The organism is Parvularcula oceani (assembly GCF_000733125.1).
GTDB lineage: Bacteria > Pseudomonadota > Alphaproteobacteria > Caulobacterales > Parvularculaceae > Parvularcula > Parvularcula oceani.
Genome location: NZ_JPHU01000009.1, coordinates 30,162 through 54,426, shown reverse-complemented (window position 1 = coordinate 54,426; position 24,265 = coordinate 30,162). Strand labels below are relative to the sequence as shown.

At 68.3% G+C, this 24,265-nt stretch carries 32 protein-coding genes; 27 read left to right on the top strand and 5 right to left on the bottom strand.

The window, feature by feature from the left end; genetic code table 11:
* Positions 1–208 precede the first annotated feature (208 nt).
* Together IE88_RS0110625 and IE88_RS0110620 are read right to left on the bottom strand one after the other, a co-directional pair.
* The gene (locus IE88_RS0110625; protein WP_031554208.1) at positions 209–877 is read right to left on the bottom strand and encodes a uracil-DNA glycosylase; all 669 of its coding nucleotides are present in this window, start codon (positions 875–877) and stop codon (positions 209–211) included.
* A complete protein-coding gene (locus IE88_RS0110620; RefSeq protein WP_238319295.1) occupies positions 874–1,461 on the bottom strand; it encodes a LabA-like NYN domain-containing protein in 588 nt (195 codons plus the stop codon). The genes IE88_RS0110625 and IE88_RS0110620 overlap by 4 nt, the downstream gene beginning before the upstream one ends.
* 56 nt (positions 1,462–1,517) lie before the next feature.
* On the opposite strand from IE88_RS0110620, the gene folK reads away from it, so the two are divergent.
* The 9 genes from folK to era all read left to right on the top strand — a co-directional run bounded on the left by folK (position 1,518) and on the right by era (position 9,106).
* Positions 1,518–2,009 (top strand): 2-amino-4-hydroxy-6-hydroxymethyldihydropteridine diphosphokinase, encoded by a 492-nt coding sequence (folK, locus tag IE88_RS0110615; protein ID WP_031554203.1) that lies wholly within the window; start codon positions 1,518–1,520, stop codon positions 2,007–2,009.
* Positions 2,010–2,075: 66 nt separating this feature from the next.
* Complete coding sequence (gene rpoZ, locus IE88_RS18975; RefSeq protein ID WP_031554201.1) at positions 2,076–2,441, top strand: DNA-directed RNA polymerase subunit omega; 366 nt, start codon at positions 2,076–2,078, stop codon at positions 2,439–2,441.
* 11 nt (positions 2,442–2,452) lie between these two features.
* Entirely contained in the window at positions 2,453–4,849 is a 2,397-nt protein-coding gene (locus tag IE88_RS0110605) for a RelA/SpoT family protein (protein WP_051881932.1), read from the top strand.
* Entirely contained in the window at positions 4,846–5,427 is a 582-nt protein-coding gene (gene pyrE / locus IE88_RS0110600; RefSeq protein ID WP_031554194.1) for an orotate phosphoribosyltransferase, read from the top strand. Before IE88_RS0110605 ends, pyrE begins: the two co-directional genes overlap by 4 nt.
* The gene (locus IE88_RS0110595) at positions 5,424–6,200 is read left to right on the top strand and encodes a pyridoxine 5'-phosphate synthase (protein WP_031554191.1); all 777 of its coding nucleotides are present in this window, start codon (positions 5,424–5,426) and stop codon (positions 6,198–6,200) included. The genes pyrE and IE88_RS0110595 overlap by 4 nt, the downstream gene beginning before the upstream one ends.
* Positions 6,197–6,619, top strand: a complete 423-nt coding sequence (gene acpS / locus IE88_RS0110590; RefSeq protein ID WP_031554189.1) for a holo-ACP synthase — start codon at positions 6,197–6,199, stop codon at positions 6,617–6,619. Before IE88_RS0110595 ends, acpS begins: the two co-directional genes overlap by 4 nt.
* Positions 6,620–6,628: 9 nt before the next feature.
* Complete coding sequence (gene lepB / locus IE88_RS0110585; RefSeq protein ID WP_202900491.1) at positions 6,629–7,429, top strand: signal peptidase I; 801 nt, start codon at positions 6,629–6,631, stop codon at positions 7,427–7,429.
* Positions 7,429–8,160: a ribonuclease III gene (gene rnc, locus IE88_RS0110580; RefSeq protein WP_031554183.1), complete on the top strand. Its 732-nt coding sequence runs from the start codon at positions 7,429–7,431 to the stop codon at positions 8,158–8,160. Before lepB ends, rnc begins: the two co-directional genes overlap by 1 nt.
* Positions 8,147–9,106 carry a GTPase Era gene (era, locus tag IE88_RS0110575; protein WP_031554180.1) on the top strand — a complete coding sequence of 320 codons (960 nt, stop codon included), beginning with the start codon at positions 8,147–8,149 and terminating at the stop codon, positions 9,104–9,106. The genes rnc and era overlap by 14 nt, the downstream gene beginning before the upstream one ends.
* On the opposite strand, the gene IE88_RS17395 is transcribed toward era, so the two are convergent.
* Complete coding sequence (locus tag IE88_RS17395) at positions 9,103–9,645, bottom strand: DUF7010 family protein (RefSeq protein WP_031554177.1); 543 nt, start codon at positions 9,643–9,645, stop codon at positions 9,103–9,105. The two genes, era and IE88_RS17395, sit on opposite strands and share 4 nt — an antisense overlap.
* Before the next feature lie 173 nt (positions 9,646–9,818).
* Here IE88_RS17395 and IE88_RS0110565 point away from each other — a divergent pair, with 173 nt between their 5' ends.
* The gene (locus IE88_RS0110565) at positions 9,819–10,175 is read left to right on the top strand and encodes a hypothetical protein (RefSeq protein ID WP_031554174.1); all 357 of its coding nucleotides are present in this window, start codon (positions 9,819–9,821) and stop codon (positions 10,173–10,175) included.
* Between the two features lie 3 nt (positions 10,176–10,178).
* Positions 10,179–10,907: a DNA repair protein RecO gene (gene recO, locus IE88_RS0110560; protein WP_031554172.1), complete on the top strand. Its 729-nt coding sequence runs from the start codon at positions 10,179–10,181 to the stop codon at positions 10,905–10,907.
* A gap of 3 nt (positions 10,908–10,910) precedes the next feature.
* On the opposite strand, the gene IE88_RS0110555 is transcribed toward recO, so the two are convergent.
* A complete protein-coding gene (locus IE88_RS0110555; RefSeq protein ID WP_031554170.1) occupies positions 10,911–11,291 on the bottom strand; it encodes a hypothetical protein in 381 nt (126 codons plus the stop codon).
* Complete coding sequence (locus IE88_RS0110550; RefSeq protein WP_031554167.1) at positions 11,288–11,584, bottom strand: autorepressor SdpR family transcription factor; 297 nt, start codon at positions 11,582–11,584, stop codon at positions 11,288–11,290. The genes IE88_RS0110555 and IE88_RS0110550 overlap by 4 nt, the downstream gene beginning before the upstream one ends.
* Before the next feature lie 63 nt (positions 11,585–11,647).
* On the opposite strand from IE88_RS0110550, the gene IE88_RS0110545 reads away from it, so the two are divergent.
* The 16 genes from IE88_RS0110545 (at position 11,648) to IE88_RS18175 (ending at position 24,206) form a co-directional block, all read left to right on the top strand.
* Complete coding sequence (locus tag IE88_RS0110545) at positions 11,648–12,022, top strand: cupin domain-containing protein (protein WP_051881930.1); 375 nt, start codon at positions 11,648–11,650, stop codon at positions 12,020–12,022.
* The gene (locus tag IE88_RS0110540) at positions 12,019–12,432 is read left to right on the top strand and encodes a hypothetical protein (protein ID WP_156032565.1); all 414 of its coding nucleotides are present in this window, start codon (positions 12,019–12,021) and stop codon (positions 12,430–12,432) included. Before IE88_RS0110545 ends, IE88_RS0110540 begins: the two co-directional genes overlap by 4 nt.
* Before the next feature lie 26 nt (positions 12,433–12,458).
* The gene (gene dusB / locus IE88_RS0110535; RefSeq protein ID WP_051881928.1) at positions 12,459–13,493 is read left to right on the top strand and encodes a tRNA dihydrouridine synthase DusB; all 1,035 of its coding nucleotides are present in this window, start codon (positions 12,459–12,461) and stop codon (positions 13,491–13,493) included.
* Between the two features lie 152 nt (positions 13,494–13,645).
* Positions 13,646–15,826, top strand: coding sequence for a sensor histidine kinase (locus tag IE88_RS0110530; RefSeq protein WP_051881926.1), 2,181 nt, complete (start codon positions 13,646–13,648; stop codon positions 15,824–15,826).
* A gap of 3 nt (positions 15,827–15,829) precedes the next feature.
* Complete coding sequence (ntrX, locus tag IE88_RS0110525; protein ID WP_031554151.1) at positions 15,830–17,218, top strand: nitrogen assimilation response regulator NtrX; 1,389 nt, start codon at positions 15,830–15,832, stop codon at positions 17,216–17,218.
* 82 nt (positions 17,219–17,300) lie between these two features.
* Positions 17,301–17,438: a hypothetical protein gene (locus IE88_RS18180; protein ID WP_156032564.1), complete on the top strand. Its 138-nt coding sequence runs from the start codon at positions 17,301–17,303 to the stop codon at positions 17,436–17,438.
* Positions 17,435–19,012, top strand: coding sequence for a hypothetical protein (locus IE88_RS0110515; protein WP_031554150.1), 1,578 nt, complete (start codon positions 17,435–17,437; stop codon positions 19,010–19,012). Before IE88_RS18180 ends, IE88_RS0110515 begins: the two co-directional genes overlap by 4 nt.
* Positions 19,009–19,941: a site-specific tyrosine recombinase XerD gene (locus IE88_RS0110510; RefSeq protein ID WP_036767049.1), complete on the top strand. Its 933-nt coding sequence runs from the start codon at positions 19,009–19,011 to the stop codon at positions 19,939–19,941. Before IE88_RS0110515 ends, IE88_RS0110510 begins: the two co-directional genes overlap by 4 nt.
* Positions 19,942–19,987: 46 nt before the next feature.
* Positions 19,988–20,962, top strand: a complete 975-nt coding sequence (locus tag IE88_RS0110505) for an acetyl-CoA carboxylase carboxyltransferase subunit alpha (protein WP_031554144.1) — start codon at positions 19,988–19,990, stop codon at positions 20,960–20,962.
* A 125-nt stretch (positions 20,963–21,087) separates the two neighbouring features.
* Entirely contained in the window at positions 21,088–21,483 is a 396-nt protein-coding gene (locus IE88_RS0110500; RefSeq protein ID WP_031554141.1) for an NADH-quinone oxidoreductase subunit A, read from the top strand.
* On the top strand, positions 21,474–22,148 hold the full coding sequence (locus IE88_RS0110495) for an NADH-quinone oxidoreductase subunit NuoB (protein ID WP_081871604.1): 675 nt from the start codon (positions 21,474–21,476) through the stop codon (positions 22,146–22,148). The genes IE88_RS0110500 and IE88_RS0110495 overlap by 10 nt, the downstream gene beginning before the upstream one ends.
* A complete protein-coding gene (locus tag IE88_RS0110490) occupies positions 22,145–22,582 on the top strand; it encodes an energy transducer TonB (protein WP_031554135.1) in 438 nt (145 codons plus the stop codon). The genes IE88_RS0110495 and IE88_RS0110490 overlap by 4 nt, the downstream gene beginning before the upstream one ends.
* A 9-nt stretch (positions 22,583–22,591) precedes the next feature.
* On the top strand, positions 22,592–22,894 hold the full coding sequence (locus IE88_RS17390) for a hypothetical protein (RefSeq protein ID WP_051881924.1): 303 nt from the start codon (positions 22,592–22,594) through the stop codon (positions 22,892–22,894).
* A gap of 114 nt (positions 22,895–23,008) precedes the next feature.
* Complete coding sequence (locus IE88_RS0110480; protein WP_031554130.1) at positions 23,009–23,641, top strand: NADH-quinone oxidoreductase subunit C; 633 nt, start codon at positions 23,009–23,011, stop codon at positions 23,639–23,641.
* Positions 23,642–23,792: 151 nt separating this feature from the next.
* Positions 23,793–24,026 carry a hypothetical protein gene (locus IE88_RS0110475; protein ID WP_031554127.1) on the top strand — a complete coding sequence of 78 codons (234 nt, stop codon included), beginning with the start codon at positions 23,793–23,795 and terminating at the stop codon, positions 24,024–24,026.
* A 12-nt stretch (positions 24,027–24,038) separates the two neighbouring features.
* The gene (locus tag IE88_RS18175) at positions 24,039–24,206 is read left to right on the top strand and encodes a hypothetical protein (protein ID WP_156032562.1); all 168 of its coding nucleotides are present in this window, start codon (positions 24,039–24,041) and stop codon (positions 24,204–24,206) included.
* Positions 24,207–24,265: the final 59 nt, after the last annotated feature.

Here is a 24,265-nt window from a genome sequence, read left to right as displayed (position 1 = left end):
ATGGTGGATCACGATCCACCCTACAGGCCGCTACGCGCCCGCCACCCGCGCACTCCGCTCCCGCGGAGCGAGCGACGTCCAGGAGCGAGCCGGCAGCTCCGCTGCCGTCGCCGCAGGCGTCAGCACCAAGAATGCGCGACATCCAGGAGCGAGCCGGGCCAACGGCCCGTCGCGCGCAGCGCGTCAGCACCAGGAATGCACTCAGGCGTCAGGAAAGAGACCCGCTCGCGGCCTTCACCATCGCCGCTTCGAACATCTCCGGCGTCAGCCGGCCGGTATTCGTGTTGTAGCGGGAGCAGTGATAGCTCGCGACGAGGCGCAAGGAGCCGTTCGGCCCCTCCATTTCGTATTCCGCCTCGTGCGCGAAGGGGTGGGCGGCGACCCGAAGGCCGAGAGCGCGCAGAGTGGAATCATGGCTGATCTTGCCCAAAGTCAGGATCGCCTCGAGCTTGGGCAGGCTTCCGATCCGGGTGCGGAGGAACTGGCGGCAGGTATTGGTCTCTGCCGCAGTCGGCTTGTTCTCGGGCGGCACGCAGCGCACCGCATTGGTGATCATCGCGCCGCGCAAGGTGAGGCTGTCGTCGGGCCGCTTCTCGTACTCGCCTTCGGCGAGGCCGAGCTTGAGCATGGTGCCGTAGAGGAGGTCGCCTGCCCAGTCGCCGGTGAAGGGCCGCCCGGTCCTGTTCGCGCCCTGCATGCCGGGGGCGAGGCCGACGATCAGGAGGCGGACGGCCGCGTCGCCTTCGGGCGGGCCGAAGCTCGGCACCGCGCCGTTGAACCAGTGCGGCTCGCGCGCCTCGTTCGCCTCGCGGAAGGCGACGAGGCGGGGGCAGAGGGGGCAGTCATGCGGGGCCTCGGGCGAAGCGGCGGCGCTCACTCTTCCTCGTCGAGGTCGCGCGTATCGCGGCGCGGGGCGCCTTTTCTCGCGATGACGTCCTCGAGGTCGGTGAGGTCGACGAAGAGGTCGGCCTGGCGGCGGATATCGTCAGAGGCGAGCGGCGGCTGCGACTTGACCGTCGAGACGCAGACCACGCGGCAGCCTGCCTCCTGCGCCTTGGCGATGGCGTGGCGGAAATCGCCGTTTCCGGTGAACAGCACGATGCAGTCGAGACGGGGCGCCATCAGCACCATGTCGACGGCCAGCTCGACATCGGTCGTGCCGCGATAGCGGCGCTGCCCGTCCTGGCCGATGAAGGACCGCGCCGGCTTCGTCACCATGTTGAAGCCGTTATAGTCGAGCCAGTCGACGAGCGGGCGAAGAGGAGAATAATCGCCGTCGGGGTCTTCCTGCATGGCCGTATAATAGGAGGCGCGGACCAGGCGGGTCTCGCGTCGGGCGCGGGCGAGGAGGCTCTTGTAATCGATGTCGAAGCCCAGTGTCTTCGCGGCCTTGTAGAGATTGGCCCCGTCGATCAGGATTGCAGTCTTGTCGTCGGGGTCCAGGCCCATCCAGTCATTCATCGCCCTCTCCATTATGTGGGTTGATTATGATTCATGTCGTGTAGCGGGAATCGGACGTGACGCAAACGGCGCTGGTCGCTCTCGGATCGAACAGGAGCTTCGGCGGATTGCCGCCGCGCGCGATCGTGGAGCGGGCCGCGGCCGCGCTCTCATCTTTGGGCGAGGCGCGCCTCTCGCCGCTCTATTCGAGCCTCGCCTGGCCGGATCCTTCGGCACCGCCTTATGTCAACGCCGTCGCCATGGTCCGAACGACACTGGCGCCCGAGGCCATGCTCGCCGGCCTTCTGGCGATCGAGGCAGGCTTCGCCCGCCGGCGCGATCCGGCCGAGCGCTACGGTGCGCGGACGCTCGACCTCGATCTCCTCGCGCAGGACGGGGAGGTGCGGGACACGGCCGAGCTCACTCTGCCGCATCCGCGGCTGGCCGAACGGGACTTCGTCCTGCGCCCGCTTGCCGATCTGGCGCCTGCATGGTTTCATCCGGTCACGAAGACGCCCGTGGAGGCGATGATCGCAGCGCTGCCGGAGGGGTCGGCCCGTCCGCTCTGAGCTTGCGCAAGAGCGCGAGGACGCTTAGGTGCGGTCTTCGCTCTATATTCAACTCCGGAGTACTCTATGGCTCGCGTCACCGTCGAGGACTGCATCGACAAGGTCGACAACCGCTTCGATCTCGTGCTGCTCGCCGCCCACCGTGCGCGGCTGATCGCGGCCGGCTCGCCGCTGACCGTCGACCGCGACCGTGACAAGAACCCCGTCGTGGCGCTGCGCGAGATCGCGGACGACAAGATCACCGCGAAGGAAATCGCCGACGATCTCGTCACCTCGCTCCAGACCCAGCTCGACATGGACGAGCCGGAGGAAGCCGAAGGCCTGGCGGCGGAGAAAGCCGACCTGCCCGAGCACGACACCGTGTCCGAGGAAGACCTCCTCAAGGCCCTGCAGCAGACCGGCATGGCGCCGATCTCGCCCTCCAACAAGTAAAGGGAGGCGCGGTGGCGGAAGGCGGCTCTTCCCTTGCGGCGACGGATCGTGCGGCGCAGGCAGACCCAGCGGCGCCTGGGTCTGCGGAACCGGGTGCAGCGGGTGCGCCGCAAGCGGGCCTTCCTGCGCGGCCGGAGGCTGGAGAAGCGGCTGCGGATCTTCCGGGCGCTGCGCCGCAGGGCGCTGCGCCGCCGCTGACCGGCAAATCGAGGCCGCCCGGCCTCATCCGCCAGTATGAGCTGGTCGAGAAGGTCAAGGCCTACGATCCGGACGCCGACGCCGCGCTGCTCGACCGCGCCTATGTCTTCGCGATGCGCGCCCATGGCGGGCAGATGCGCAGCTCCGGCGATCCCTATTTCAGCCACCCGCTCGCCGTGGCGAGCATCCTCACAGAGCTGAAGCTCGATCCCGCCACCATCGCGACGGCGCTCCTGCATGACGTGGTGGAGGACACCGAGGTCAGCGTCGAGGAGATCGCCGAGCGCTTCGGCGAGGAGGTGGCGGGGCTGGTCGACGGCGTGACCAAGATCTCCGCGCGCGAGCTGTCGCCCGATGTCGACGGCAAGGCGGAGAGCTTCGCCAAGTTCATCCTGGCCACCGCCAAGGATGTCCGCGTCCTTCTCGTCAAGCTTGCCGACCGCCTGCACAACATGCGCACGCTGGATTTCGTCCGCGAGGAAAAGCGCCAGCGCATCTCTCGCGAGACGATGGAGATCTACGCCCCGCTCGCCGGGCGTATCGGCGTGCAGCAGATCAAGGAGGAGCTGGAGGATCTGTCCTTCCGCCACCTCTATCCGGATGCCTATGCCGCCATCACGGAAGGCCTGCAGCGCCTGGCCGACGAGGCGGTGCACGATGTGGTCGCCCTCGCGCATACGCTGCGCGCCGCGCTCGCGGAGGCCTCGATCGAGGCGGAAGTCTATAGCCGCGAAAAGCGCGCTTTCTCGATCTGGCGGAAGATGCAGCGCAAGAAGAGCCTGTTCGAGGAGCTGGCCGACATCTACGCCTTCCGCGTGATCGTTCCGGCGACCGAGGACTGCTACCGCGCCCTCGGCGTCATCCATCGCAGCTTTCCGATGATCCCGGGCGAGTTCGACGATTACATCTCGACGCCCAAGCCCAACAACTACCAGTCCATCCACACGGCGGTGCTGGTCACGGGCGAAGGGCGCGCGGGCACGCGGGTCGAGGTGCAGATCCGCTCGAAACGCATGCACGATACGGCCGAGCGGGGCATCGCGGCGCATTGGCGCTACAAGGATGCCGCCGCCCGCCAGGCGACGGGCCGCACGGTCGAGATCGCGCCCAATGGCCGCTACGACACCTATGAATGGCTGCGCGGCGCGGTGGACGCCCTGCAGGAAGGCGGAGACGCCTCGGAGTTCCTCAAGCAGGCCAAGATCGACCTCTATCGCGATCAGGTCTTTCCCTTCACGCCGCGCGGGCGGGTGATCCCGCTGCCGCACGGGGCGACGGGGCTCGACTTCGCTTATGCGCTGCATACGCAGATCGGCGACACCTATGCTGGCGTGCGGATCAATGGCGTGGTCCGCCCGAACCGGACGCCGCTGCGCTCGGGCGACGTCGTGGAGATCCTGCGCGCGGACGACGCGCCGATACCGGCGGATTGGGACCGCCTGGTGGTCACGGGCTCGGCCAAGACCGGCATCCGCCGCCGCATCAAGCAGCTCGAGAAGCGCGAGCAGCACAAGCTCGGCGAGCGCATCGTCACCTCCGCCTTCGCCGCGCGCGACCTGCCTTACAGCGAAGCTGCCGTGCGCGAAGCGGCGAAGCGGCTCGGCTTCCGCGGCCTGAAGCCGCTTCTCGAGGCGGCCGGCCGGCTGGAGCTGTCGGGCCAGCAGATCGTGGACGAAGTCTTTCCCAATCTCGACGGCAGCCCGAAGACCATGCCGCACAAGGCGATCGGAGCCGAAACGGCGATCCCCGCTATTTCCGTCTCGATCGAGGGCGTCAGCCGCGGCGCCGCGATCCGCCTGGCCGAATGCTGCGGGCCGCTTCCGGGCGAACGGATCGTCGGCATCAAGGGAGAGGCGGGCACGGTCCGCGTGCATAGGATAGACTGCCCGCGCCTCGCGCTCGCAGACGACAAGGAATGGCTGAACCTCTCCTGGTCCGAGGGGGTCTCGGAGGCCTTTGTCGCGCCCATCGTCGTCACGGTGAACAACCGGACCGGCGCCATCGGCCATATCGGCTCCATGCTCGCCCGGTATGGCGCGGACATCGTCGACATGACGCTGGCGCATCGGGAGGTGGAGTTTTCCGATCTCTGCTTCGACATCGCGGTGACGGATGCCCGGCACCTCGCCAACGTGCTGACAGGCCTGCGCGCATCGGATTATGTCGTCAGCGCCGAGCGGCGCGAGGCGGAGCAGAGGGAACAGGCATGAACACCGAAGACGTCCTGGCGATCTTCGAGCGCTATGGCGCGCTGAAGCGGGGACACTTCATCCTGTCCTCGGGGCTGCACTCGGACACCTATCTCGACAAGTCGGTGGTCAGCACCTACCCGGAGGCCGCCGAGACCCTCTGCGCGGCGCTGGCCGGGAAGATGCGCGAGGAGATCGGCGGCGCGCCGGATTTCGTGATCGCCCCGGCCATGGGCGCGATCATCTACGGCTATGAGACCGCTCGCCAGATGGGGCTGCCCTTCGTCTTCGCGGAAAGGGTGGAGGGCGAATTCGCCTTTCGCCGCTTCCCTCTGCCGGAAGGCGCGAAGGTGGTGGTGGTCGAGGACATCGTCTCGACCGGCCTGTCGGCGCGGGAATGCATCGCGGCGGCGAAGGCTGCGGGCGCTGAGGTCCTTGGCCTCGGCTGCCTCATCGACCGTTCGGGCGGGGAGGCGGATGTCGGTGTCCCGATGGTGCCCCTGGCCCGGCTCGAGGTCGAGGCCTGGCCCGCCGATGCGCTGCCGCCGCACCTCGAAGGCCTGAAGGCGGTCAAGCCGGGCAGCCGGGGGCTCAAATGAGCGGCGGCAACCCGGCAGCCAATGCGCCCCGCTGCCGCCTCGGCGTGAACATCGATCATGTCGCGACGCTGAGGAATGCGCGCGGCGGCGATCACCCCGACCCCGTGCGCGCCGCGCAGCTGGCGCTCGCTTCCGGGGCGGACGGCATCACCGCCCATCTGCGCGAGGACCGCCGCCATATCCGCGACGAGGACATGGCGCGCCTCGCCGGGCTCGACGCGCCGCTCAATTTCGAGATGGCCGCCACGGCGGAGATGATGAACATCTGCCTGAACACGCGGCCCCATGCCTGCTGCATCGTGCCCGAGAACCGCTCGGAGCGGACGACGGAAGGCGGGCTCGACGTGGTCGGGCAGCGCGAGACGCTGGAGCCGATGATCGCGCGTCTCGCCGATGCGGGCATCCGCGTCTCGCTCTTCGTCGATCCCGAGGAAGCGCATATCCATGCCGCCGCCGAAATCGGCGCGCCGGTCGTGGAACTGCATACCGGCGAATATCACGAGGCCGCGCAATCGACGACGCCGGTGCGGATCCAGGCGGCCTATGATGCGATCGAGGCGGGCGCGCGCACCGCGCATGAGGCGGGGCTGGAGGTGCATGCCGGCCACGGCCTGACCTTTCACAACGTCCAGAACATCGCGGCGATCCCGGTCATCCGCGAACTCAATATCGGCCATTTCCTCGTCGGGGAGGCGGTCTTCATGGGCCTTGACGGCGCGGTGCGCGAGATGCGCCGCCTGATCGACGATGCGCGCACGGGGCTGCTCGTATGATCCTCGGCCTCGGCTCCGACCTCATCGACATCCGCCGGATCGAGCGGACGCTGGAGCGCCATGGCGAGCGCTTCACCCATCGCGTCTTCACCGAGGTCGAGCGAAGCAAGTCCGACCGCCGCCGCATGCGCGCCGCCTCCTATGCCAAGCGCTTCGCCGCCAAGGAGGCCACGGCGAAGGCGCTCGGCACCGGGCTCAGCCAGGGCGTCTTCTGGCGCGATATGGGGGTCGTCAACATGCCGTCGGGCAAACCGACCATGAACCTGACGAATGGCGCAGCCGCGCGCCTTCACAGCCTCACCCCCGATGGCCATGTGACGGAAATCCACCTGACCATCACGGATGACGGCCCGCTGGCGCAGGCCTTCGTCATCCTCTACGCGGTGCCGGCAGGCGCCCAGGGCGCCGAGCGGAGCTGAGCGAACGACATGGCAGAGACGAGCCGCAGCGTCGGCATGGAGAACGAGACCCTTTCCGACGAGGGGTCCATGACGGCCGCTGAGGAAGCCTGGGACATCATCAAGACGGTGCTGATCGCCGTCGCTGTGACGCTGCTTCTGCGTTTCTTCCTGATCCAGCCCTTCAACATCCCGTCCGGCTCGATGAAGCCGACCTTGCTGGTCGGCGACTTCATCCTGGTCGACAAGATCGACTACGGCTATTCGCGCGCCTCGCTGATCTATCCGCTGACCCGCATGCCCATCGAGGGCCGCCTGTTCGGCGACACGCCGGAGCGGGGCGAGGTCGTGGTCTTCAAGAACCAGAACCACGGCAATCGCGACTACATCAAGCGGGTGGTCGGCCTGCCCGGCGACGAGATCCAGGTCATCTCCGGCCTCCTGCACATCAATGGCGAACCGGTGCAGCGCGAGGCGCTCGACGTGCCGGCCCTCTGCGACGGCTATGCGCCGGCGGCGCGGGTCTATCGCGAGACCATGCCCGATGGCGGTCCGAGCTATGTCATCCAGGAATGCCAGGGCGACAACTACATCTACGACAACACGCCGCTCATCGAGGTGCCCGAGGGGCATTACTTCATGATGGGCGATAACAGGGACAATTCGCTCGACAGCCGGACCTCGACCGTCCGCTTCGTGCCTTATGACCAGATCGTCGGCCGCGCGACCCGCGTCGCCTTCTCGGTGGACGGCTCGGAGGCGCGGCTGTGGCAGATCTGGAAATGGCCCGGCGCCATCCGATACGGCCGGATCACCGACCGCGTCGAATAGTGGCGCGCAACGGCAAAGAGCGGCGGGAGGCAGCCCGGAAGGTCGAAGCCGCGCTCGGACACGAGTTCGAGCGGCGGGACCTCTTCGAGCGGGCGCTGACCCATGCCAGCGTGACGGGCGGCAAGGCCGATGTGCGCGATCTCGAACGGCTGGAATTCCTCGGCGACCGGGTTCTCGGCCTTCTGACCGCCGAAGAGCTGTGGCGGCGCTATCCGCAGATGTCCGAGGGCGAACTCGCCCCGCGGCTCAACGCGCTCGTCCGCAAGGAGACCTGCGCCGAGGCCGCCCGCGCATGGGGGCTGGGGCCGGCCCTGCGCCTCTCGCCCGGCGAGGAGCGCAATGGCGGGCGGGACCGCACGGCGATCCTCGGCGATGCCTGCGAGGCGCTTCTGGGCGCGCTTTACGTCGATGGGGGGCTCGATGCCGCCCGGACGGCCTATGACGGCTATTGGCTGAAGAATTTCGACGAGATCGCCGGCGGCCATGAGGACGCGAAGACCGCGCTCCAGGAATGGGCGCAGGACAAGGGGTTCGGCACGCCCTCCTATGCCGATATCGACCGCAAGGGACCCGACCATGCGCCGCTCTTCACGGTCGAGGTGCGGGTCGGGAAATTGTCGCCGGAACAGGCTCAGGGCAGCGCGAAGCGCGCCGCCCAGACCGAGGCTGCGCTCAAGCTGCTGATCCGCGAAGGCGTCTGGACGAAGGAACGGGCCGATGGCCGAGGCTGAACCGAAACAAACCCGCTGCGGGGTCGTCGCCGTGCTCGGCGCGCCGAACGCAGGCAAGTCGACCCTGGTGAACCGCCTGGTCGGCGCCAAGGTCTCCATCGTCACCCAGAAGGTGCAGACGACGCGCGCCCGCGTGCGCGGCATCGCGGTGAAGGGCGAGACCCAGCTCGTCTATATCGACACGCCCGGCATCTTCGCGCCGCGCCGCACGCTCGACCGGGCGATGGTGCAGGCCGCCTGGGAAGGCGCGGAGGGCGCGGACGCGACCCTGCTGCTGGTCGACGCGCCGGCCTATGTGTCCGCATCGCAGGAGGGCGCGAAAGGCGCGGCCCGCCGCTCGGCCGAGGACACGGACAGGATCATCGATGCGCTGAAAGAACAGGGGCGCAAGGCGGTGCTGGTCCTCAACAAGATCGACACCATGCCGGCCCCGCCGCTCCTCGAGTTGGCGCAGCGCCTCAACGAGACGGGCGTCTTCTCGGATACCTTCATGATCTCCGCCGACAAGGGCAGGGGGACGGAGGATCTGGAGAAGCATCTTCTCGCGGAAATGCCGGAGGGGCCCTTCCTCTATCCCGAGGATCAGCTGTCGGACATCTCGGACCGGCTGATGGCGGCCGAGGTCACGCGCGAAAAGCTGTTCCTGCGCCTGCACCAGGAAGTGCCCTATTCGCTGACCGTCGAGACCGAGGGCTGGACCCGCACCAAGAAGGGCGAGCTGCGCGTCGAGCAGGTCGTCTATGTCGAGCGGGACAGCCAGAAGGCGCTCGTCCTGGGCCAGAAGGGGCGCACCATCGCCGCCATCGGCAAGGCCGCGCGCGAGGAGATGACAGAGCTTCTCGGCGAGACCGTGCACCTCTTCTTGTTCGTGAAGGTCCGCGAGGACTGGGCGCAGGATGCGGAACGGTTCCGCGGCATGGGCCTAGAGGGCCTGCCGAAAAGCTAGGCCGGACGCGCGGCCGAGGCGCGCCGCCACAGCCAGGCGCCGAAGGCCGCTTCGGTTGCCGCCACGGCATAGGCGAGTGCCGCGTAAGCGGGCAGCAATCCGGCAAAGGCCGCGGCCCCCAAAACCGTCAGGACGCCGCCGAATACCCAATAGGTCATGTCGCCATAAGCGGTCGCGAAGACGAAATAGTGCACACCCACAGCGATCGCCGCGATCGGCAGGACGAGTTCGGGCCGCGTCGGCAGCAGCGCATAGGCGATGAGCAGGAGCGCGATCATGCCGATCGTGCATTCGACAACGGTGCGGCCGAAGGGATTGCCCTTCGACACGCCAGGCAGGCGCAGGACGTGCCGGCAGATGACGGTCGCGGCCGGAAAGATCGTCATCCCGCCGAAGAAGAGGACGGCATAGCCCGCCGACAGTCCGTTCAAATGCGTAAAGGCGCCCGCGAGCGCCCAGACGAGAGCGGACCAGAGGGCCCCGACCCCGCCGCCTGCAAAGCCCCGGCGCAGTTCCGCCTGCGCATCTTCTATGAGCATGGTGCGCCCTCCCCGAATCCCAAGCGACACCCGGACGATGCCGGTTTGAGATATAAACCGCAAGAGGCCGCCGCCCGCCGCCTGCGGCGTCACATCCGGTCCCCGAAGGCTGGGAAGCTGCGCATCCGCAGCTATGGTCGGCCGACATGCCGGCCCGCGGGAACGATCTTTCCATGACGAACCAGCCTTATCTGCTCGCAGTGCTCCTCGCTTCGGTGCTGACGGTCGTGGTCTATTCGGCCGTCGGGTGGCGGCCGATCCTCGGCTGCCTGCGCATGTGGACGCGGCGCGACTACTGGACCAGCTACAACACGGTGGAGTTCCTGGCCTGGGGCGCGAAGGCGGGCGTGATCGTGCCGGGACTGGTTTTCGGGCTGGAAATCTGGTGGCTGCATCTTGCGACGCTGGGAACGTCCATCGCGCTGATCTGGGCGTCCATGCGGAAGCTCTTGCCGACGCTGGTCATGTTCAACACGCTGTGGATCTTTCTTTCGACGACCGTTCTGGTCCGCCACTTCGCAGGAGCCTAGCCGATGAACTGGTCAGACGAGGGGATCGTCCTGCAGGCCCGCTCCCATGGCGAGGCGAACGTGATCGGCGATCTCTTCACGAGGCTGCATGGCCGCCAGGGCGCCTTCGTCTATGGCGGGCAGGGCAGGACGAAGCGGCCGCTCCTGCAACCCGGCAACGGCGTCGCCGTCACCTGGCACGGCAAGGGCGAGCGGGCGCTCGGCTATTTCGACCTCGAGCTGCAAAGAGCGCGCGCGGCGGGGGCATTCGCCGACAGGCGGACGCTGTTGAGCCTGACGGCCGTGACGGAAACGCTATCGGCGGTGCTGCCCGAGGGCGAGCAGCAGACGCAGCTCTACGATGCGACCAGCGTGCTTCTCGACCTGATCGAGGAGAAGGCGATCTTCCCCATCGTTCTCGCCAAATGGGAGCTGGGGCTGCTCGATGCGCTCGGCTTCGGCCTGACGCTCGACCGCTGCGCGGCGACGGGGCGCCTCGGCGAGGACGGCGCCGACCTCGTCTTCGTCAGTCCCAAGAGCGGGACCGCCGTCAGCCAGGAGGCGGGGATGCCGTACAAGGACAAGCTTCTGCCCCTGCCGCCCTTCCTCATCGACCGGGGCGAGCCGGTGCTGGGCGATGTTCGCGCCGCGCTGCGGATGACAGGGTATTTTCTCGAAGACCGCCTTCTGGCTCCGGCGGGCCGGAGCCTGCCCGATGCACGCCGCCAGCTCGAGGCGAAGCTCGGCGCGTGAGGATCAGCCCGCGAACCGGCGGCGCAGGCCGCGGAAGAGGACGATCAGGAACGGGATCATGATCGTCGCGATCGCCAGTTCGGAGGCGAAGGCGATGGGCGTGACGATCCAGACGATCGCATAGGCGGAGCCCGCAAGGACGAACATCTTGCCCGCAAAGCGCCGGAACTCGCTGCACTGTCCCACGGCGGGGGCGCCGCAGCCGCCGGTCACCTGCTTGGGGGTCAGATTGCCGAACCAGGCGAGGACGAGGCCCATCATCACGCCCGAGGCGCGGTCGGAGCTCGCATCGACGAGGCTCGCGCCCTCCGCCCAGCGGAGCGCGAAGGCCGCTGCGATGATGAGGCCTGCGAAGAACAGGGCGGACCGGATGCGAGGGTTCATGACGTCTCTCCTTTGGGACGGGTAGGGGCCGAAAGCGAAATCCCGAACTGACCCGCCAGAGCGAGAAGCGCCTCTTCGAGAACGGACAGTTTGAGGTGGTAGATGACTCTGCGGCCGGACTTCTCCGCGTGAACGAGGTCCGCTTCCTTCAGGACCGCGAAATGCGCCGACATGGTCGGCTTGGACACCGCGAAATGCTCGGACAGCTCGCCCGCGGACATCGGTCCGCGCTTGAGGAGTTCGAGGACCTCGCGGCGCGTCGGGTCGGAAAGGGCTTTCAGAACGGTGCTCACAATTCGATAGTTCGCTAATCGTCGAACTGTGTCAACTCCCACTGCGGCGTGCTAGGGAGCGCCATGCCCGAGAACAGCGTCCTGAACCTGGCGGCCATCGCCGCCGACCGCCCGGAAACCTGGTCGCCCCGCATTGTCGGCGAGGTGAACGGCACGGCGATCAAGGTCGCGCGCCTGCACGGCGAGTTCGTCTGGCACGACCATGCGGGAGAGGACGAAGCCTTCCTCGTCCTCAAAGGCACCCTGCGGATCGAATACGAAGACCGCCCCGCCGTGACGCTGCGGGAGGGCGACCTCCACGTCGTCCCGGCGGGCGTGCGCCACAACCCGGTCGCCGAAGAGGAGTGCCTCGTCGCCCTCGTCGAGCCCATGACCACGGCCCATACGGGCGAGGAGGTCACCGAGCGGACGCGGAGCCTGGAGGAGCAGCGGGGTTGAAGCGGGAAGAACGGTTTGGAGAAAACGGTGCGTTCCGGCCGGGTATGACGGCTCGCATGCGGGCGGAGTACGAGAACCCGGTCTATGGGAACAGGCGGGCGGGCTCTCCCGAAGACCGGCGCCGCCAAACGGTACAGGCGCTGGTATGCGTCGGCATCGGGATTGCCATCGGCGCCATCCTCCCCCCGAAATTCGAAGCGCCGCCATGGGTGTTCTATGCGTTCTTCGCGGTTCTGCTTCTGGCCCTTGGGGATCTGGCGCGCACAGCCAAGCTGCGGCGCAAGCTCGAAGTGCCGACGCTGCGATGGTCCCAGATGGACGGCATCAGCCGCACCGTCTGTTCAGGCACGACGGTGACCACGATCGCCTATTTCGCGATCATGGTTCAAAGGACGATGTTCCAGAATTGACGCCGATTGGTTTAGACGCCGTCCCCATGATCGCAATCGGCCCCCATACGCTGACCAACCCGGTCATCCTCGCGCCCATGTCCGGGATCAGCGACCTGCCCTTCCGCCGCGCTGTCGCGCAGGGCGGGGCGGGCATGGTAGTGTCCGAAATGGTGGCCTCCGAAGAGCTGGCGCGGGCGCGGCCGGACGTGGTCCTTCGCGCGGCGCTGGACGAGGACGTGCCGGGGCCGCGCGTCGTGCAGATCGCCGGACGCGAGGCCCATTGGATGGCGGAGGGGGCGCGGATCGCGGAGGCGCGGGGCGCCGAGATCGTCGACATCAATATGGGCTGCCCGGCGCGGCAGGTGACGGGCCAGCTTTCGGGCTCCGCCCTGATGCGGGACCTCGACCATGCGCTGACCCTGATCGAGGCGACGGTGGGAGCGGTCTCCATCCCCGTCACCCTCAAGATGCGGCTCGGCTGGGACCATGACAGCCTGAACGCGCCGGAGCTTGCGCGCAGGGCCGAGGCGGCGGGCGTTCGGCTCGTCACCGTCCACGGCCGCACGCGCTGCCAGTTCTACAAGGGCGAGGCGGACTGGGATGCGGTGCGGGCCGTGAAGGACGCGGTTTCGATCCCGCTCGTCGTCAATGGCGATATCCATGGCGCCGCGGATGCGCGCGAGGCGCTGCGCCGCTCCGGCGCGGACGGCGTGATGATCGGACGCGCGGCGGAGGGCCAGCCCTGGCTTCTCGGCGCCGTGGCGAAGGCGCTCGAGACGGGCGGAGAGGCTGTCGCGCCGACCCGCGAGGTGCAGGCGCGAATCGCCGTCGCGCATTACCGGGAAGCGGTCGGACATTACGAGGCGGGCCACCGGCAGGGACCCGAAAAGGGGCGCCTGCTCGGCCTCAGGACCGCCCGCAAGCATGTCGCTGCCTATCTGCGCGCGGCCTATGCAGACGATCCGCAAACCGGGCGCGCCATCGCCAGCCGCCTCTGCCGGGAGGCGGATGCCGAGCGGGTGGCCGCGGGACTGGAAGCGGCGCTTCTGCGCGAGGAGGAGGCGCGGGCGGCGGCCTGAACCCGGATCGTGTTTCTTGCGCAACGGAATGTTGATTTCCTGCCACAGGTGGGGCAGCGTGCCGTCCTTCTGGAAGGAGCGCGGCATTGCTCAGGCGGAGAACTCCCGGCGGGGGAGCGGCTCGACCGGCCTCGGTCCGGTCCGGGCGCGCGGTGCTGCTGGCTCTGGCGGCTCTGGCCAGCATCGTCTTCTTCACGACCGCCTATGTCCTGACGCACCTGACCGAGGATGCGCCGCGCTTCGTGCCGGTGGTCTTCGCCCTGTTCACCATCGTGGCCGGCATTCTGGCGTCGCTGGTGGCCGGACGGCTCCTCGACCTCTACCGGTCGAGCAAGATGGGCCTGCGCGGCGCCAAGCTGCATGGGCGGCTGGTCGGGGTCCTGTCGCTCGTGACCGTCATCCCCGCCGTCGTGGCCTTCGTGCTGTCAGGGGCCGTGCTCCAGGCCTTCTCGCAGAACTATTTCCTCGAGCGGGTCGAGGAGTCCAACCTCGTCGCCCGCGACCTCGCCAACGGATATTTCGACGCCGAATCGCGGCGGACCGGCCTGAAGCTGATCCAGCTCGCGACCGATCTGGCGGCGCTCGAGCGCGCAGGGGCGGGACCCGAAGCGGCGCCTATCGGTTTCCGCAGCTATCTCCTGGGGCAGGCCGTCCTGCGCGAATTCGCGGGGCTTACGCTTCTTGACGGTGACGGCCGGGTCGTGGCCGCGGTCAGCCAAGTGCCCGAGGAGGTCTTCGCCCTGCCGCCCGCCGACGTGCTGGCGCAGCTCGATCAGGTGAACGACTACCGCTTCAACGTGCTCGATCCGGCGACGCTCGACACCTATTACGCCGCGCTGCGCGTGGAATCGGCGGGCGGCGGAACGCTGATCGCCTACCGGCCCGAAGTGCCCGCCCTCAGCCGCCAGCTGATCGCCGTGCGGGATTACCGCGACGAGACGGCGACGGTGCGCGAGCGCCTGTCCGACCTCACCGTGACCTTCGCGATCGGCTACGGCCTCCTGCTGGTCATCCTGCTGCTCGCGGCGGTGCTGATCGGCCTCCTGGTGGCGGGGAACATCGTCGATCCCGTGCGCAGGCTGGCGACGGCGGCGGGCCTCGTCTCGGAAGGCGACCTGACCTCGCGGGTGGAGGTGCGGCCGCGCGACGACGAACTCGGCGATCTGGGCCGCGCCTTCAACGACATGACCGAGCAGCTCTCTGCCCAGCGCGACGACCTCATTGCGGCGAATGACCGGGCGGATTCGCGCCGCCGCTTCATCGAGACCGTGCTGTCGGGCGTGCCCGCAGGCGTTCTGAACGTCGGCGAGGACGGGCGGCTGGTCTTCGCCAACCCCTCGGCGGCGGTGATCCTCGGCCATGACCGGCGACGCTTGGCCGGTGCGGAGCTCGGCAGCGTCGCGCCCGAGCTCGCGCCGCTCCTGCAGCGTGCGCGCGGCGCGGTCGATGGCGAACTCCGCGATCAGATCGAGGTCGAGCGCAAGCGGGGCACCCGCATCCTCAATGTCCGCATCGTGCCCGAAGAGCCGAACGGGTCGGGAAGCATCGTGCTGCTCGACGACATCACCGAGCTGGTCTCGGCGCAGCGCAATGCCGCATGGGGCGATGTCGCGCGGCGGATCGCGCACGAGATCAAGAACCCGCTGACCCCGATCCAGCTCTCCGCCGAAAGGCTGCGCCGCCGCTACGGACGCCAGATCCCCGAGGAGGACCGCGAGGTCTTCGACCGCTGCACCGACACCATCGTCCGCCATGTCGGCGATATCGGCCGCATGGTGAACGAGTTCTCCTCCTTCGCCCGGATGCCCGCGCCGATCATGGACGAGGAAGACCTGCGCGAGGTGGTGCGCGAGGCGGCCTTCCCGCTGACCGTGGCCTTCCCGAATGTGCGCTTCGAGACGCGGCTCGGAGAGGAGCCGGTCCGCGCGCTGTGCGACGGGCGGCTTCTGGGTCAGGCCGTCGGCAATCTCGTCAAGAACGCGGCGGAGGCGGTGACCGAGCAGGGGGCCCAGGGGAAGCCGCGCATCACGCTGACCGTGCGGCGTGAGGGGGGCGAAGCGGTCATCGCGATCGAGGATAACGGCCCCGGCCTGCCGCGCGAGCAGCGGCACAGGCTGACCGAGCCCTATATGACGACGCGGGCCAAGGGGACGGGCCTCGGCCTCGCCATCGTGCGCAAGGCGGTCGAGGACCATGGCGGCCGCTTCTCGCTCGGCGATGCCGCAGGCGGCGGCGCGGCCGCGATCATCGTCCTGCCCGCGCTCGATACGACCGAAAACGACGGAAGCGATGGCGCCGAGGACGCGCCGCGAAAAGAACGGGAGGGTGCCTGACCCATGCCTATCGACGTGCTCGTCGTGGACGACGAGGAAGACATCCGGGAGCTGATCGCCGGCATTCTCGAGGATGAAGGCTATGCGCCGCGCACGGCGGCCAATTCGGACGCGGTCTTCGCAGCCGTGCGCGACCGGCTGCCGGCGCTGGTGGTGCTCGATATCTGGTTGCAGGGCTCAAAGCTCGACGGGCTGGAGATCCTCGACGAGCTGAAGACGCTGCATCCCGACCTGCCGGTCCTGATCATTTCCGGCCACGGCAATGTCGAAACCGCCATCGCCGCGATCCGGAAGGGCGCCTACGACTTCATCGAAAAGCCGCTGAGCGCGGACAAGCTGCTGGTGACGGCGGAGCGGGCCCTCGAGACGGCGGAGCTGCGGCGGGAGAACTCCGTCCTCAAGACGCGCTCGGCGGATATCGCGCTGATCGGAAACTCGCATGCCATGGTGCAGCTTCGCGGCATGATCGACCGGGTCGCCGATGCGCGCAGCCGGGTGATGATCGACGGGCCCGTCGGATCCGGCAAGGAGATGGTGGCGCGCAGCCTTCACGCGCAGTCGCGGCGGGCGCACCGGCCCTTCGTCATCGTCTCCGCCGCCTCGATCGAGCCCGACCGCATGGAGGAGGCGCTGTTCGGCGTGGAGGGCGAGGACGGCCATCCGCGCACCATCGGGCTGATGGAGCAGGCCCATGGCGGCACGCTGCTCTTCGACGAGGTCGGAGACATGCCTCCCGAGACGCAGAGCAAGATCCTGCGCGTGCTGGTCGACCAGCGCTTTCGCCGCCTCGGCGGCACGCAGCCGGTCGAGGTCGACGTGCGCGTCGTCTCGACCACTTCGGAGGACCTTCTCGTCGCCTCGGAGGAGGGGCGGTTCCGCAAGGACCTCTATCACCGCCTCGCCGTGGTGAAGATGACGACCCCGTCCCTGTCTTCGCGGCGGGAGGACGTGCCCGCTTTGGCCGAGCACTTCCTCGCCTCCCTCTCGGCGAGCGGCATGAAAAGGCGGCGCCTGACCGACGAGGCGATCGCGGCGCTGCAGACCTATGGCTGGCCGGGAAATGTCCGCCAGCTGCGCAACGTGCTGGAGCGGACGCTGATCCTGGCCGGACGCGACGGAAGCTCGATCGGCGTCGAGCAGCTGCCCGAAGAGGTGATGGGCTCGGGACCGGCCCTGCCCACCGGGGAGAGCCTCGAACAGGTGATCGCCCTGCCGCTGCGCGAGGCGCGGGAGCGCTTCGAGCGGGAATATCTCGTCGCGCAGATCGGCCGCTTCGGCGGGAACATCTCGCGCACCGCGGCCTTCATCGGCATGGAGCGGTCAGCGCTGCACCGCAAGCTCAAGGCCTTGGGCGTGCAGACCGGCGCGCGTGCGGTGGAAACCACGGAGTGACGGCGGACCGGGCCGCCGCTATCGGAACGTTAACCCTGGCGCGGTAGGCGAAGCCCGCAGCCGGGCTGGAAAGAGGCGTCATTTGCGGTTCTTCTTGTTCCTCCTCGTGCTGCTCGTTCTGACCCTCGTCATGCTCTACGTTCTGGGGGATCGCCGGCAGCCGAGCCAACGCGTGATCGAGCAGGAGGTCGAGCTGCAGGCTCGGGAGGTCAGTCCATGAAATCACTCGCAACGCTCGCGGCGACGGCCGCGTTGTCGCTCGGCAGCGCCGCCGCGCAGATCGAGACGGTGGATCTCGACGACAGCGCCTTCGCCCTCGGCGCCCTGACGCCCCGCACCGGCGCCCTGCCGGCCGATCTGTGGGAGGGGGCGGACGCGGATACGGTCGCCGGGCTGCTCGCGGCGCTGCCGGACCGTTTCGCCGAACCCGCTTATCTCGATCTGGCGCGCCGGGTGCTGCTTTCGCCCGGAGAGGGACCGGAAGGAGCCGGCAATGCGCTTGCGGGCGCGAAGCTGCTGGCTGCGGCGCGGCTCGGCTTCTACCGCGACGCCGCGGGCCTCGCGGAAATCGCGCCCGGCCTCAGGACCGAGGCCGCCCTGTCCGAAGTCGTCGCCTATGCCGCGCTTCTGGACGGCGACATGGCAGAGGCCTGCGCGCGCGGAGCCAATCTGCGCGTGGGGCGGCAGGACCCGTTCTGGCTCAAGCTGCGCTTTCTTTGCTATGTGGAGAACGACGAAGGACCCGCTGCCGATCTGACGCTCGGGCTCCTGCGTGATCAGGATGCGCTGACTGAAGGCGATGACCGCCTGTTCACCGCGCTTCTCGCCGGGGGCGGCGCGCAGACGGCCGTCTCGCCCGCCAATGCCTTCCAATACGCCGCCGCGCGCATGGCCGGGATGCCCGTGGCCCCAGCCGCGCTCGGCGAGGCGCCCGGCGCGCTCGTCACGGCGATCGCGCGCGATGCGGCGGCGACGTCCTCGCTGCGCGCCGATGCCATAGAGCGGGCCCTCGCTCTGGGCCTCCTGCAAGGCGAGGAGGCGCGGACTCTGGTCAGCCAGCTCGGCAACAATGCTCTCGCCGAGGAAGTCGCGACGGTCATCGAACGCGATCAAGGCTCGCTCGACCAGGCGACGGCGCTGGCCGAATCGCTGCGCGCGGCGAGCGGCTGGGACGCCTACAGGGCGCGGGCGGCGCTGTTCGCGGATATCGTCGAGGAGACGCGGCCGACGCTCGGCTATGCGCCCTTCGCGGGCGAATTCGCCCTCGCCGCCATGGCGAACGGACAAGGAGGGGCCGCGCAGCGCTGGCTGCGGGCGGTCCTCGCCGACGGGACCGACAGCACGACGCCCCTGCCGCCAGAGGATCTCCTGCGGCTCTATTCCGTGCTCGACCCCGATGCGGCGGAGCGCCTTGCAGAGCGGGCGCAGCTGACGGTCGAGCCCGTGCCGCCGACCCTCCTCTTCGCGGACGAGGCCGCGCAGGCGGGCACCGATCTGGCGGGCCTTCTGGAGCTTGCTCTTTCCGCCGCGCATTCCGGCAGCAGCGGCGCCGCGGCCCTGGCCGCGCTGACCGGGCTCGGCACTGAGGCGACCGAGGAGACCGAGGCCTTCCGCACGACCCTGGTCGAGGTCATGCTGCGCCAGTCCGGCCATGCCGACAGCATTGCCCGCCGCCTGTCCTTCGACGAGCTGGCCGCCGCCGCGGTCGGGCAGGGGACGGACGAGACGCAGGACGATCCCGCCGAGGCCGAGACCGGCGAGCCGGTGCCCCGCCTCAAGCCGGAGGGGCAGTGAGCCGCACCAAGCCTTCCCCCGATGAAGCTCTCGCCGAGAGTTTCTGCGAGATGCTGCTGGTCGAGCGCGGCGCCTCCGAACGCACCGTGCGGAATTACGGCCGCGATGTGGGCCGCTTCGGCGCCTGGCTCTCGAAGAAGAAGACATCGCTGACGAAAGCCGGGCGGGACGATGTCGCCGGCTATCTCGCGCATCTCCACGACACCGGCCGCAGCGCCGCGACGGCGGCGCTCTGCCTGTCGGCCCTGCGCCAGTTCTATGCCTTCGCCTTCGAAGACGGCGCGACGAGCGAGAACCCGACGCTGACGATCGAGGCGCCCAAGACGCGCCGCCCCCTGCCCAAGACGCTGTCGCCCGAAGAGGTCGGCCGCCTTCTCGACCTCTCTGAGGCCGAGGCGGCGGGCGGCGAGCCGGGCGCTCTGCGCTTTCATGCGCTGATGACGATCCTCTACGCGACGGGCCTCAGGGTCTCGGAACTCGTCTCGCTCCCGAGGGTCGCCTTGCGCGACGGCGAGCCCTGGCTGCGCGTGGTGGGCAAGGGCGACAAGGAACGCCTCGTCCCCCTGACCGACGAGGCCATCTCGGCGGCCGCGCTCTATCTCGCAGAGGGGCGGGCGCGCTTCACCAAGGCGCCGGACAATCCCTTCCTCTTCGCTTCGAACGGGAAGGACGGGCACCTGACGGCCGCGCGCTTCGCCCAGCTCCTCAAGGACGCGGCGAGCCGCGCAGGCATCGCGCGCGAGCGGGTCTCCCCGCATGTCCTTCGCCACGCCTTCGCGACTCACCTCCTCGAAGGGGGCGCGGACCTTCGCGCGGTCCAGCAGCTGCTCGGCCACGCCGATATCACGACGACCCAGATCTACACCCATGTCACGAGAGAACGGCTGGCGCGCGTTCTCGAAGAGAAGCACCCACTCAATGCCGCGTGAGCGTGAGCATTTGTCACGCGCGCCCCGCTCGGCTAACGGATTCGCCATGAGAACCTACCTCGATTTCGAGAAGCCGCTCGCAGAGCTCGAAGGCCAGATCGACGAGCTGCGCGCGCTGGAAGGCGACGAGCAGCTCGGCGTCAATGACGAGATCACCAAGCTGGAGGAGAAGGCCGGGAAGCTGCTCAACACGACCTATGCCAATCTCAGCCGCTGGCAGAAGACGCAGGTCGCCCGCCACCAGCACCGGCCGCATTTCCGCGACTATACCGACCGGCTGACGACGGACTTCACGCCGCTGGCGGGAGACCGCGCATTCGGCGAGGACGCGGCGATCCTCGGCGGGCCGGCCCGCCTGCGCGGCCGCCCGGTCATGCTGATCGGCCACGAGAAGGGCACGGACACGCAGAGCCGCATCGCGCACAATTTCGGCATGGCCAGGCCCGAGGGCTATCGGAAGGCGATCCGCCTCGTGGACATGGCCGAACGCTTCGGCCTGCCGGTCGTCACCCTGGTCGACACGCCCGGCGCCTATCCGGGCCTGGGGGCCGAAGAACGCGGCCAGGCCGAAGCCATCGCAAGCTCTACGGCGAAGTTCCTCGGCGCGCGGGTGCCCATCGTCTCGGTCATCGTGGGCGAGGGGGGCTCCGGCGGCGCGGTGGCTCTGGCCGCGGGCAATCGCGTGCTGATGCTCGAACATTCGGTCTATTCGGTGATCTCGCCCGAGGGCTGCGCGTCGATCCTGTGGAAGGACGCGCAGGGCAAGGGCGAGAACAAGGCGCCGGACGCGGCCGAATCCATGCGCATCTCGGCGCAGGATCTTCTCGCGCTCGGCGTGATCGACGAGGTGGTCGAGGAGCCCGAGGGCGGCGCGCATCGCGATCCGGCCGCCATGGTCGAGGCGCTGGGCGACGCGATCGTGAATGCGCTGGACGCGCTGGGCGGACTGTCGGGCGAGGACCTCGTCGCTGCGCGGCGCGAGAAGTTCCTCAAGATCGGCCGCCAGGGCCTCAACGGCTGACAGGCGTCCCGGAAGGGTTTCCCTTTCGGGCGCAAACCCTCTAGACCCCGCAGCGTGCGGCGCATCGCCTTCTTGGTGCGCACGCGGCGCAGCCTTATGTGGCAGACATATCCCGAAGGACCCTCATGGCCTCCTCTGAGTTCCTGCTGAACTATCTTCCGATCCTGATCTTCACCGGCCTGGCGGCCGTGCTGGGGCTCGCCTTCATGGTGCTGCCCATGGTGCTGGCGCCTTCCAATCCCGATCCGGAGAAGACCTCGACCTATGAGTGCGGCTTTGAGCCTTTCGAGGATGCGCGGATGAAGTTCGACGTGCAGTTCTACATCGTCGCCATCCTGTTCATCATCGTCGACCTCGACGTCGCCTTCCTGTTTCCCTGGGCGGTGACGCTGTTCAATCCGGAGCTCGGTCTGGACCGTGATTTCCAGATCTTCTCCTTCTGGTCGATGTTCGTATTCCTGGGCGTATTCTTCATCGGCTTCGCCTATGAATGGAAGAAAGGAGCGCTGGAATGGCGCTAGAGGGCAAGAAGCGGGTTCTGGCCTCGCCCGATATCGGCAAGACCGGCGGCCCTGCGGAAACGATTCCCGGCAAGATCCAGCCCGGCATTCCGCCGACGACGGTCGGCCCGAGCGATGTCGGCTACGGCACGCAAGGGCGCGCCGGCGTCGAGGGCTACAACCCGACCGCCGAAGATCCCTTCTTCCGCCACGTCTCGGACGAGCTGGCGGATAAGGGCTTCTTCACGGCGCCCGCCGACGCCGTCATCAACTGGGCCCGCACCGGATCCTTGATGTGGATGACCTTCGGCCTCGCCTGCTGCGCGGTCGAGATGATGCAGGCCTCCATGCCGCGCTACGACATGGAGCGGTTCGGCATGGCGCCGCGAGCCTCTCCGCGGCAATCCGACCTGATGATCGTCGCCGGCACGCTCACCAATAAGATGGCGCCGGCTCTGCGCAAGGTCTACGACCAGATGCCCGAGCCGCGCTATGTGGTGTCCATGGGCTCCTGCGCGAATGGCGGCGGCTATTACCACTATTCCTATTCGGTGGTGCGCGGCTGCGACCGGATCGTGCCGGTCGACGTCTATGTGCCGGGCTGCCCGCCGACCGCCGAAGCCCTGGTCTACGGCCTGCTCCAGCTTCAGAAGAAGATTCGCCGCGAGGGAACGATCGAGCGGTGAGAAAGGGTCTCTGCGCCCTTGTGCCGCTCGCGCTCCTCGCGGCCTGCGCCACCACCGAGACGCGCCGCGAGGCGCCCGAGGCGGTGGTGGCCAGCGACTGGATGAATCCGGTCGCGCTTCGCGGGCCCACCGTGCCGGCCTCCGAGATCAGCGACGCATGGCCGCAGCGGGTGACCCGCTGGGTCCCGCCCGAGGGCTTCGAGCACTGCTACAGGACTGCTGGCGGCGGAGGGCAGAGCGTGGACCTGACCTTCGATCTGCTGGCATCCGGCGTCCCCGCGAATATCGCGGTCGCCTCGGCCAGCCATGACTGTTTCGTGCCCTACAGCGTGCGCGCCCTCAGCCAGTGGCGCTACCGCCCTGCGCTGGTCGGCGGCGAACGCGTGACCGCGACGGGTGTTCCCGTGGTCATGCGTTTCGACACGATGAACTAGGAGCACCCCATGAAGCATGCCGTCTTCTATCACTGGAAAATCAAGTCCGGCCGGGAGCAGGATTTCGAGGCCGCCTGGGAGCAGGTCACCAAGGACGGAAAAGAGCGCTGCGGCGCCCATGGCGCGACGCTGCACAAATGCGACGACGGCAGCTACGCGGCCTATGCGCTGTGGCCCGACAAGGAATCCCGCGAGAAATGCTGGCTCGGCCCCGAGAGTCAGCGCGACGAAGCCAAGCAGCTTCAGGACTGCGTCGAGACCGAACTCGCCGAAGTGCTGATGGATGTGAAGACCGACCTCCTGGATGGCTGACCGGGCCTTGCGGGCGGGGCGGGGCCTTGACCCCGCCGCCGCCGCGCGGCATCGCAGTCGCGAAAGCCGTCGGGACGGAGGCCTCCGTCCTGCGCCGCCTTTGAGAGAAAGCCGATGTCCCTCACCGCCACCACCGACAACCTCCAGGAGTTGAAAGAGCACATCGACGCGACCCTGGGCGAAACCCTGGTCGCCTCGCAGATCGCCTATGGCGAACTCACGGTGACGGTGACGGCGGCGAAGATCGTCGAGGTCCTCCGGTTCCTGCGCGACGATCCGCTGTGCCGGTTCATCCAGCTCCAGGACCTCGCGGGCGTCGACTATCCCGAACGGCGCAAGCGGTTCGACGTGGTCTATCACCTGCTGTCACTGCAGGACGTGCAGCGCATCCGGGTCAAGATTTCCGTCGCCGACGGCGACAGCGTGCCCTCGGTGATCGACGCCTTCCCGAATGCCGACTGGTATGAGCGCGAGGCCTTCGACCTCTACGGGATCGTCTTCGAAGGCCATCCCGACCTGCGCCGCATCCTCACCGATTACGGATTCGAGGGGCACCCGCTGCGCAAGGACTTCCCGCTGACGGGCTTCACGCAGGTGCGCTGGGACGACGAGCAGAGCCGCGTGGTCTACGAGCCGGTCAAGCTCGAGCAGGAATACCGCAATTTCGACTACCTCTCGCCGTGGGAGGGCAGCCAGTACGACCTTCCCGGAGACGAGAAGAGCGATACCGGGACGGACAAGGCCTGAGCCTCGCGCCTATCGGTCGAATTCTACCGATCGTCGTAAGCTCCCGCTGACGCTGTCGCAAAGACTCCTCAGCCGCAGCGCAAATTCGACAAGCACAGGCAGCACAACGGCATCATCCGGGGGGCCATGTACCGGATGAAGGAACAAGCCGATGACTGCCATGATGAGCCACAGAAACTCTCAGTCCTACGCCGCCGGGGCTTTCGCCAAGAAGGCACGCGGCGCGATGGCGCCCGCGCGGCGCCAGGCCCGGCAGCTCGAGCGCCTCGTCTTCGGACTGGTGTTCGTGCTGACGGCGATGGCGGGCTGGACGGCCTATGACGCGTTTCCGCAGGTCGCCTCTCTTCTCGCCGATCCCGGCATCGCCGCACCGGCGCTCAGCTGATCGGGGAGGCGCATGATGAAACCGCACCTTCACAGCCCGCTCAGCCGCCTGCCGCGGCCACTGCCTCCCGACCTCAAACAGGACCTCCTCGAGATCCTGGAGGCCGAACTCGCGCCGCGCATCACCGATCACAGGCTCCTGCCGGTGCGCGGCACGGCGGAGCCGCAGAACCGGTCCTGATGCCTGCGACAACGGGTCCGGGACGCGATCTTCTCTCCTCGATCCGTTGGAAGGCCTTG